Source organism: Reyranella sp. (assembly GCF_036558665.1).
In the GTDB taxonomy this organism is placed as follows: domain Bacteria; phylum Pseudomonadota; class Alphaproteobacteria; order Reyranellales; family Reyranellaceae; genus Reyranella.
Genome location: NZ_DATBFE010000036.1, coordinates 21,224 through 30,396 on the forward strand (window position 1 = coordinate 21,224; position 9,173 = coordinate 30,396).

At 65.5% G+C, this 9,173-nt stretch carries 9 protein-coding genes; 8 read left to right on the forward strand and 1 reads right to left on the reverse strand.

Annotated features, from left to right (window positions below; translation table 11 throughout):
- Positions 1-490: 490 nt before the first annotated feature.
- Both VH499_RS05390 and VH499_RS05395 read left to right on the forward strand, forming a co-directional pair.
- Positions 491-2,308 carry a ribonucleoside-diphosphate reductase subunit alpha gene (locus tag VH499_RS05390; RefSeq protein WP_414709747.1) on the forward strand — a complete coding sequence of 606 codons (1,818 nt, stop codon included), beginning with the start codon at positions 491-493 and terminating at the stop codon, positions 2,306-2,308.
- A 54-nt stretch (positions 2,309-2,362) separates the two neighbouring features.
- Positions 2,363-3,325: a ribonucleotide-diphosphate reductase subunit beta gene (locus tag VH499_RS05395; RefSeq protein ID WP_332051670.1), complete on the forward strand. Its 963-nt coding sequence runs from the start codon at positions 2,363-2,365 to the stop codon at positions 3,323-3,325.
- Positions 3,326-3,446: 121 nt separating this feature from the next.
- Here VH499_RS05395 and VH499_RS05400 read toward each other — a convergent pair whose 3' ends face one another.
- Entirely contained in the window at positions 3,447-4,181 is a 735-nt protein-coding gene (locus VH499_RS05400) for an SDR family oxidoreductase (protein ID WP_332051671.1), read from the reverse strand.
- 24 nt (positions 4,182-4,205) lie between these two features.
- Between VH499_RS05400 and ubiE the strand changes: the two genes are divergently transcribed.
- The 6 genes from ubiE to VH499_RS05430 all read left to right on the forward strand — a co-directional run.
- Positions 4,206-5,051, forward strand: a complete 846-nt coding sequence (gene ubiE / locus VH499_RS05405) for a bifunctional demethylmenaquinone methyltransferase/2-methoxy-6-polyprenyl-1,4-benzoquinol methylase UbiE (RefSeq protein WP_332051672.1) — start codon at positions 4,206-4,208, stop codon at positions 5,049-5,051.
- The gene (ubiB, locus tag VH499_RS05410) at positions 5,052-6,590 is read left to right on the forward strand and encodes a 2-polyprenylphenol 6-hydroxylase (RefSeq protein ID WP_332051673.1); all 1,539 of its coding nucleotides are present in this window, start codon (positions 5,052-5,054) and stop codon (positions 6,588-6,590) included.
- 45 nt (positions 6,591-6,635) lie between these two features.
- Positions 6,636-7,862 (forward strand): bifunctional phosphopantothenoylcysteine decarboxylase/phosphopantothenate--cysteine ligase CoaBC, encoded by a 1,227-nt coding sequence (coaBC, locus tag VH499_RS05415; protein ID WP_332051674.1) that lies wholly within the window; start codon positions 6,636-6,638, stop codon positions 7,860-7,862.
- Positions 7,859-8,356 carry a dUTP diphosphatase gene (gene dut, locus VH499_RS05420; protein ID WP_332051675.1) on the forward strand — a complete coding sequence of 166 codons (498 nt, stop codon included), beginning with the start codon at positions 7,859-7,861 and terminating at the stop codon, positions 8,354-8,356. The genes coaBC and dut overlap by 4 nt, the downstream gene beginning before the upstream one ends.
- 21 nt (positions 8,357-8,377) lie before the next feature.
- Positions 8,378-8,842 (forward strand): Rrf2 family transcriptional regulator, encoded by a 465-nt coding sequence (locus tag VH499_RS05425; RefSeq protein ID WP_332051676.1) that lies wholly within the window; start codon positions 8,378-8,380, stop codon positions 8,840-8,842.
- A 114-nt stretch (positions 8,843-8,956) separates the two neighbouring features.
- Positions 8,957-9,173 (forward strand): carboxymuconolactone decarboxylase family protein (locus VH499_RS05430; protein WP_414709748.1); only part of this gene is annotated, 217 nt, incomplete at its 3' end.

A 9,173-nucleotide genomic window follows, 5' to 3' on the forward strand; every position in this document is an offset into this window, starting at 1 on the left:
ATCGCGATGGTACGCCGCTCCGTGACGATCTGACGACGAAGAGTTGGTGATCGCAGAAGTGCCTATCAGGTCGGCCCTTTCGGCCGGTGTTCCGACGATGGCAGGCCGAATCGCTGCGGTTTCTGTTTCAGAGCCAAAGATTCCGTGGCGAAGCGCGTTTTGTTCTCCTCCGATGCTGCACGCGCGAAGCCCCCGACAGAATTGTGATTTGGAAATTCGTACCGCAGTTTTTCCGTTCTTTTACAAGGAGATACTTGCCAACTCTTCAGATTCACAATTGGCGTATAAATTTGCCGATGACAGACGTCGTCCCACGGTTATCATCAAGGAATAGTGGGGCCACAGAAACAGGTCCCAACATGTAGGTATCTTCCACAGACTGTCTTATCCACAGGTGTGGACAAGAACAAAAAGGGGGCCGCAAGTGTTTGATGTCGTTCAAGTTCGAAGCGGTGCGCGTGTTGTTACCGACTCCTCTCGGGACTCCCGCCTGACGGCCTTTGGCAAGGCTACCTTGACCGACCGGTATCTTCTGCCGGGCGAGAGCTACCAGGACATGTTCGCCAGGGTCGCGTCGGCCTACGCCGACGACGATGCCCACGCCCAGCGCCTCTACGACTACATCGGCAATCTCTGGTTCATGCCGGCAACCCCCGTGCTCAGCAACGGCGGCACCCAGCGCGGACTGCCGATCTCCTGCTTCCTGAACGAGGCGACCGACTCGCTCGAGGGCATCGTGGGCCTCTGGAACGAGAATGTCTGGCTGGCAGCGCGCGGCGGCGGCATCGGCTCCTACTGGGGCAATCTGCGCTCGATCGGCGAGAAGGTCGGCATGAACGGCAAGACCTCCGGTGTCGTGCCCTTCATCCGCGTGATGGATTCACTCACGCTCGCCATCTCCCAAGGCTCGCTGCGGCGCGGCTCGGCGGCAGTCTATCTGCCGGTCAGCCATCCCGAGATCGAGGAGTTCATCGAGATCCGCCGTCCCACCGGCGGCGATCCCAACCGCAAGGCGCTCAATCTCCATCATGGCCTCCTGATCTCCGACGCTTTCATGCGCGCGGTCGAGAACGACGAGGAGTGGGCGCTGACCAGCCCCAAGGATGGCGTGGTCCTGCGCAAGATCTCGGCGCGGCATCTCTGGATCCGCATCCTGACGGCGCGCGTCGAGACCGGCGAGCCGTACCTGATCTTCGTCGATCACGTGAACAAGGCGCGGCCCGAGCATCACAAGCTTGCCGGACTAGAGGTCAAGACCTCCAACCTGTGCAGCGAGATCACGCTGCCGACCGGCGTCGATCGCGACGGCAAGCAGCGCACCGCCGTGTGCTGCCTCTCCTCGCTCAATCTCGAGACCTATCTCGAATGGCACGAGCATCCGACCTTCATCGAGGACGTGATGCGCTTCCTCGACAACGTCCTGCAGGGTTTCATCGACAATGCCGGCAGCGACTTCGCCCGCGCGACCTACGCCGCCATGCGCGAGCGCTCGGTCGGCCTCGGCGTCATGGGCTTCCATTCCTTCCTGCAGCAGAACAACATCCCGATCGAGGCGGTGATGGCGAAGGTGTGGAACAAGAAGATGTTCAAGCACATCCGCGGCCAGTGCGATCTCGCCTCGAAGACTCTTGCCCGGGAGCGTGGCGCCTGCCCGGACGCGGCCGATTTCGGCATCGAGGAGCGCTTCTCGCACAAGCTCGCGATCGCGCCCACGGCCTCGATCTCGATCATCTGCGGCGGCGCGTCGCCCGGCATCGAGCCGTCGGCGGCCAACGTCTACAACCACAAGACCCTCTCGGGCTCCTTCGTGGTGCGCAATCCCTACCTTGAGAAGGTGCTGGCCGCGAAGGGCAGGAACGACGAGGACACCTGGACCTCGATCATGACGACCCAGGGCTCGGTGCAGCATCTCGACTTCCTCGACGATCACGAGAAAGCGGTGTTCAAGACCGCGTTCGAGATCGATCAGCGCTGGCTGGTCGAGCATGCGGCCGACCGCGCGCCATTCATCTGCCAGAGCCAGTCGCTCAACCTCTTCCTGCCGGCCGATGTGCACAAGCGCGACCTGCACCAGATCCACCTGATGGCCTGGAAGCGCGGCGTTAAGAGCCTCTATTACTGCCGCTCGCTTTCCATCCAGCGCGCCGAGACCGTGTCGAACGACGCCGTCGTCGCGCCAGTCGGCGATCAAGCTCTTTCAGCCCAAAGACTCGACGCCCCCACGCCTCTGCCGGCCGGCACGCCGCCGGTCGGCGAGGCCAACAACTACGATGCCAATAACTACGAGGAATGCCTGAGCTGCCAGTAGACCGATCCGTGCCTGCCCGAAAATTCAGTTGCTCTTCGTTGATGTGAACATGCCATGTCCCTGCTCGACGCCAAGCCGATCTACAAGCCGTTCCACTATCCCTGGGCCTACGATGCCTGGCTGACGCAGCAGCGCATCCATTGGCTGCCGGAGGAGGTGCCGCTGGCCGACGACGTCAAGGACTGGCGCAACAAGCTGTCCGAGAGCGAGCGCCATCTTCTGACGCAGATCTTCCGCTTCTTCACCCAGGCCGATGTCGAGGTGAACAACTGCTACATGCGGGCCTATGCGCGGGTCTTCAAACCGACCGAGGTGCAGATGATGCTGGCGGCCTTCTCGGCCATGGAGACGGTGCACATCGCCGCCTACAGCCACCTGCTCGACACGATCGGCATGCCCGAAGCCGAGTACTCGGCCTTTCTCCATGTCAAGGAGATGAAGGACAAGTACGACTACATGCAGGGCTTCACGGTCGACTCGAAGGCCGGAATCGCCAAGACGCTCGCGGTGTTCGGCGGCTTCACCGAGGGCCTGCAGCTCTTCGCCTCCTTCGCCATGCTGATGAACTTCCCGCGCTTCAACAAGATGAAGGGCATGGGCCAGATCATCTCGTGGTCGGTGCGCGACGAGACCCTGCACTGCAATTCGATCGTTCGCCTCTTCCGCACCTTCATCCAGGAGAACCCGGAAGTCTGGACGGAGGAGCTGCAGCGCGAGCTCTATATCGCCTGCTCGACGATCGTCGACCATGAGGACGCCTTCATCGACCTCGCTTTCGGGCTCGATGGCATCGAGGGCATGACCGCCACCGATGTGAAGCGCTACATCCGCTTCATCGCCGACCGGCGCCTCACCCAGCTCGGCCTGCAGCCCATCTACCGCAAGGACGCGAAAAATCCGCTGCCGTGGATGGACCAGATGCTGAACGCCATCGAGCACACCAACTTCTTCGAGAACCGCGCCACCGAATACTCCAAGGCTTCCACGCGCGGCACCTGGGAGGAGGCGTTCGGTTAGCACTCCGGCGATTGTGGCATCTCGAGCGCAGCGAGAGATCCTCAATCGACGCCGCGAAAGATCCCTCGCGGCGTTCGGGATGACACCGCTCGACCGCAAATCGAATCGTCGCTAGACCGCCTCATGCCCAGCCGCCGGCGTGCGGCAGGACGTGGCCGGTGATGAAGCCCGCGCCGTCGGAGCAGAGGAAGCAGATCGCCGCGCCGAGCTCGGTGTCCTTGCCCAGCCGGCCGAGCGGGATCTGCGCCGTCATCTTGGCCATCGCTTCCTGGTTGGCGAGCAGGGCCGGCGGGAAGTAGTCGGGGTTCTCGACATAGTTCGAGCCGACGGCATTCACGGTGATGCCGTCGCGGCCGAGCTCCCTGGCCAACGAGTTCACGAGTCCGTTGGCGGCGGCGCGCGCCGAGACATAGGGCGCATAGTTCGCGATGCCGCGCAGTGGCGCGGCCGACGAGACGAAGACGATGCGGCCCGACTTGCGTTTGCGCATCGAGGGAGCCACGAGCTGGACGAGCCGAAACGGCACCATCGCCATCGCCTCGAAGGCGGCGCGGTAGTCGTCGAGCCGCGCTTCGGCCAGCGGGGCGCGCAAGGCCGGATAGGCATCGTTGTTCACCAGCGCGTCGATATGGCCGTGCCGCTTCAGCGCCAGCTCGACCATGGTGGCGGGATCGATCGCCGCCAGTGCATGGGCGCCGGGAAACTGGCTCTCGTACCTGCGGCGCGCGCTCGGAGCCTCGAAGGAGGGATCGTGCGCCAGCACCGTCGCCCCCTGCGCGAGGGCGACCCCGGTGGTGCCGTGGCCTGCGAACTTCTCGACGTTGGTGATGAGCAGCACCCGGTCTTTCAGCAGCATGGCGATTCCTCTAGGTTGCGCCCCATGATCGAGCCCGATCCTAGCGCGTCGCCCTCCGCGGGGGAGGCCCCGACGGACGTCCCGCCCACCGGTTCGCCTGCCGGGGCGGCAGGGAAGGAAGCGCTGGCCTCGTTCGGCTACCGCGACGTGCCCAAGGCCGAGAAAGCCGGCCTGGTGCGCGAGGTATTCGAGAGCGTGGCGCCGCGTTACGACCTGATGAACGATCTGATGTCGGGCGGCGTGCATCGTCTTTGGAAGAATGCGCTGGTCGATGTCGTGAACCCGCGGCCGGGCGAGAAGCTGCTCGACGTGGCAGGCGGCACCGGAGACGTCGCCTTCCGGCTCGTGAAGCGCGTCGTGGAGAAGGGCGCCAGGCACGCCGACGTCACCGTGTGCGACATCAATCCCGCGATGCTGAAGGTGGGACGCGATCGTGCCGTCGATCGCGGCCTGCTGCGCGGGATCGCCTGGACGACCGGCGATGCCGAGAACCTGCCGTTTCCGGATCGCTCCTTCGATGCCTATACGATCGCCTTCGGGCTGCGCAACGTCACCGACATCGACCGGGCGCTGCGTGAGGCGTGGCGCGTGCTGAAGCCGGGCGGACGCTACCACTGTCTGGAGTTCAGCAAAGTCGGCTCGGCGCCGATCGGTCGCGTGTACGACGCCTACTCCGAGCGCGCTCTGCCGTTCTTCGGCCGCATCGTGGCACGCGATCTCGAGTCCTACCGCTACCTGCATGAAAGCATCCGCCGCTTCCCCGCGCAGCGCGCGCTTGCGGAGCGTCTCGGCCGTGCCGGCTTCGCGCAGGTCGCCTGGCGCAACATGACGCTCGGCGTGGTCGCCCTGCATTCGGGCTGGCGAATCTGAATGTTCCGGGCGCTGCGCAACGGCTGGCGTCTGCTGCGGATGGCGCTCACCTTCGCCCGACACGATGCTCTGTTTCCGCTCGAGACGCTGGCGATCGCACCGGCGCTGGTGGCCTGGGCGAGGCTGTTCGCCGCGCGCCGTCATACGCGCCGGCCGGGCGAGCGGCTGGCGATTGCGCTGCAGGAGCTGGGCCCGTCCTTCATCAAGCTGGGACAGGCGCTCTCGACGCGCGCCGACCTCCTGAGCGAGGAGGTAGCCGCCGATCTGGCGCGCCTGCAGGATCACCTGCCGCCGTTTTCGGGAGAGGAGGCGCGGCGCACTGTCGAGGCCGAGCTGGGACGACCGGTCGATCAACTCTTCTCGCGCTTCGACGACGCGCCGGTAGCCGCGGCCTCGATCGCCCAGGTTCATTTTGCCGTCACTTCCGACGGCCGCGCTGTCGCCGTGAAGGTGCTGCGACCGGGCATCGAGGCGGCTTTCGCGCGCGACCTCGACCTCTTCTACTGGATGGCCGAGCTCGTCGAGCGCACCCAGCCGCGCTTCCGGCGGCTGAAGCCGATCGAATCGGTCAAGGCCTTCGCCGACGTGGTGCGGGTCGAGATGGACCTCCGCATGGAGGCCGCGGCGGCGCAGGAGCTGGGCGAGAACTTCCTCGACGATCCGAGCTATCGCGCACCCGAGATCGACTGGGACCGCACGGCCCAGCGCGTGCTCACGCTGGAGCGCGTCGACGGCACGCCGATCGGCGACCGCGACGCCATCGTCGCCGCCGGTCACGATCCCGACGCCATCATGAAGAAGAGCGCGGAGGCGTTTTTCTATCAGGTGTTCCGCGACGGCTTCTTTCATGCCGACATGCATGGCGGCAACGCCTTCGTCGATCGCGCCGGCCGCATCGTGCCAGTCGATTTCGGCATCATGGGGCGAATCGACGAGGACACGCGTGGCTACCTCGCCGAGCTGCTGGTCGCTTTCCTGCGGCGCGACTATCGGGCGGTGGCCGAGGTGCAGTTCCGCGCCGGCTACGTGCCGTCCAACCAGTCGCTCGAGATGTTCGCGCAAGCCTGCCGCTCGATCGGCGAGCCGATCTTTGGCAAGCCGAGTCACGAGATTTCCATCGCGCGCCTGCTTGCCCATCTTCTGCGCGTCACCGAGCAGTTCGAGATGGCGGTGCAGCCGCAGCTTCTCCTGCTGCAGAAGACCATGCTGATGGCCGAGGGCATGGGCACGCGACTCAATCCGATGGTCAATATCTGGGAGCTGGCGCAGCCGCTGATCGAAGACTGGATGGTCACGCATTTCGGTCCGCGCGCCACGATCGGCCGCGCCGGCCAGGATCTCGCGCAGGGGCTGCGCCGGCTGCCGCGCCTGATCGACAATCTGCATCTGGTGGCCGAACGCGAGCGCCGCAAGGCGGAGCAGGCGGACGCGCTGCCGGCGCCGCCGATCCGGGGCTGGCGGATCGTGCTGGTCGAGGTGATCGCGGTGACGGCACTGGTCCTGGCCGTGGTTGCGGTCGTCGAGGGTTGGGGCCGCTAGGCAGCGGATTTTCGTGGCCAAGGCCGCTGTGCTAGGCTCGCCGCCATGCTGAACGGCAAGCGAATCCTGTTGATCGTCGCGGGCGGTATCGCGGCTTTCAAGTCGCTCGAACTGATCCGCCTGCTGCGCAAGGAGGGCGCGTCGGTACGCTGTGTGTTGACCGATGCAGGTGCGAGATTCGTGACGCCGCTCTCGCTTCAGGCGCTCACGGAGGATCGGGTCTATGGCGACATGTTCTCGCTCACCGAGGAGAGCGAGATGGGCCATATCCAGCTCTCGCGCGACGCCGACCTGCTGGTCGTGGCGCCGGCGACCGCGGATCTGCTGGCGCGCATGGCGGCGGGCCTCGCCGACGATCTGGCCGCCACCGTCCTGCTCGCGACCGACAAGCCGGTGCTCGCTGCGCCGGCTATGAACGTGCGCATGTGGGCGCATGCTGCGACCGTGGCCAATGTCGAGACACTCAAGAAGCGCGGCATCGCCTTCGTCGGTCCTACCGATGGCGCGATGGCCTGCAACGAGTTCGGGCCGGGCCGCATGTCCGAGCCGGACGAGATCGCGGCCGCGATCGAGGCCATGCTCACCCGCGAGCGCCCGCTGGCGGGCAAGCGCGCACTCGTGACCTCGGGTCCGACACGGGAGGCGATCGATCCGGTGCGCTACATCTCCAATCATTCGTCGGGCAAGCAGGGCCATGCGATCGCGGCGGCGCTGGCGCGGCTCGGCGCCGAGGTGACGCTGGTATGCGGCCCGGTGACGGTCGCCGATCCCGTCGGCGTGAACACGGTGAAGGTCGACTCCGCCGACGAGATGCTCGCGGCCTGTCTTGGAGTGGGCGCGGTCGATGTCGCGGTCTGTGCCGCCGCAGTCGCCGACTGGAAGGCCGCGAGGAGCGCCGCGGGCAAGATCAAGAAGAAGCCGGGCGAGCCGCCCCCGGTCCTCGAATTGGCACCCAATCCCGATATCCTGGCGACATTGTCGAAGCCTGGTCCGAAGCGGCCGAAGCTGGTGGTGGGCTTCGCGGCCGAGACCGAGAATTTGGTGGCCAACGCCATCGACAAGCGCAAGCGCAAGGGCTGCGACTGGATCGTCGCCAACGATGTTTCGCCGGCGAGAGGGACATTCGGGGGAGAGCGCAATACCGTGCATCTGATCAGCGCCGAAGGTATCGAGGAATGGCCGACACTGGCCAAGGACGAGGTCGCCGTCCGGTTGGCAAGCCGGATCGCCGATCATCTCGGCCGCCCCCGGCCGGCGGCAGCGGCCGAATGACCGAGCGCATGATGCCGGGCGTCGAGACCGTCGAGATCGAGGTCGTTCGTCTGCCGCATGGCCGCGACCTCGAGCTTCCCGACTACGCGACAACCGCTGCGGCGGGAGCCGATCTTCTCGCCGCGATCGATCAGGATATCGAGCTGGGGCCGCTGGAACGCCGGGTCGTGCCGACCGGCATTGCCATCGCTCTTCCGGCAGGCTTCGAGGCGCAGGTGCGGCCGCGCTCCGGGCTCGCGGCCAAAAACGGCATCACCGTTGCCAATGCGCCGGGCACGATCGATGCCGATTATCGCGGCGAGGTCGGTGTGATTCTCGTCAATTTGAGCAAGGAGTCTTTCAAGCTTCGCCGCGGCATGAGAATTGCACAGCTGGTCGTGGCGCGGCACGCTCGGGCGGTCTGGCGGGAGGTGCCGGCGCTCGACGAGACGGCCAGAGGGGCCGGCGGCTTCGGATCGACCGGCGTCGGCGCGGGGTCGGCGCAGCGACCTTAGGGCCAAGGGGAAATCGGAGGAATGCCTCGGCTTAGCAAGAAAACCATGTTTGCGATCGAGGCGGTTCTCGATGTCGCCTGCCATGTCGGCGAGCACCCGGTGCGCAGCGGCGACATCACCGAGCGACAGCGCATTCCCAAGCGCTATCTCGAACAGGTTCTGCAACATCTGGTGCGCGCCGGCATCCTTGCCGGCAAGCGAGGGCCGCGTGGCGGCTATCGCCTGGGTCGCGACAAATCCCACATCACGCTGGGCGAGGTCGTGCGCGTGGTGCGCAGGCTCGAGGCCGAGACCGAGCCCAACGACCTGTCGGTCGGTTCGCCGCTGGCGCACGAGGTGGTATGGCCGATGTGGGAGAAGCTGCGCGACGACATGATGATGCACCTCGACACCATCACCATCGACGAACTCTGTCAGCGCGCCCATGCCAAAGGCCTCAATGTCGCGAGGGCGAAGCCGCAGCTACCCAGTCGGGTCGTGGTCTAGCAGTCCTTGCGCTATGCTCCGCCGCGTTCTGAAACGGAGGAGCTGATCATGGCCAAGGCGACGGCGAAGAAGGGCAGACCCAACCCGCGCAACAGGAAGCTCTACGACGAGGGCATGAAGCTTCGCAAAGCCGTGCTCGGCGCGGATTACGTCGACAATTCGATGGCCAATGCCGACGACTTCATGATGTCGTTCCAGGACGTCACCACGGAGTATTGCTGGGGCTACGTCTGGTCGCGGCCGGGCCTGCCGAAGAAGACCCGCTCGATGCTGAACCTTGCCATGCTGGCGGCTCTGAACCGCGGGCCCGAACTGAAACTGCACGTCAACG

What these genes read in the sequence shown, in the direction of transcription:
- dut (WP_332051675.1), top strand. Translation starts at nt 7,859, where the DNA reads ATGACCGAGCGCATGATGCCGGGCGTCGAGACCGTCGAGATCGAGGTC.
- ubiB (WP_332051673.1), top strand. Translation starts at nt 5,052, where the DNA reads ATGTTCCGGGCGCTGCGCAACGGCTGGCGTCTGCTGCGGATGGCGCTC.
- VH499_RS05425 (WP_332051676.1), top strand. Translation starts at nt 8,378, where the DNA reads ATGCCTCGGCTTAGCAAGAAAACCATGTTTGCGATCGAGGCGGTTCTC.
- VH499_RS05395 (WP_332051670.1), top strand. Translation starts at nt 2,363, where the DNA reads ATGTCCCTGCTCGACGCCAAGCCGATCTACAAGCCGTTCCACTATCCC.
- VH499_RS05400 (WP_332051671.1), bottom strand. Translation starts at nt 4,181, where the DNA reads ATGCTGCTGAAAGACCGGGTGCTGCTCATCACCAACGTCGAGAAGTTC.
- ubiE (WP_332051672.1), top strand. Translation starts at nt 4,206, where the DNA reads ATGATCGAGCCCGATCCTAGCGCGTCGCCCTCCGCGGGGGAGGCCCCG.
- coaBC (WP_332051674.1), top strand. Translation starts at nt 6,636, where the DNA reads ATGCTGAACGGCAAGCGAATCCTGTTGATCGTCGCGGGCGGTATCGCG.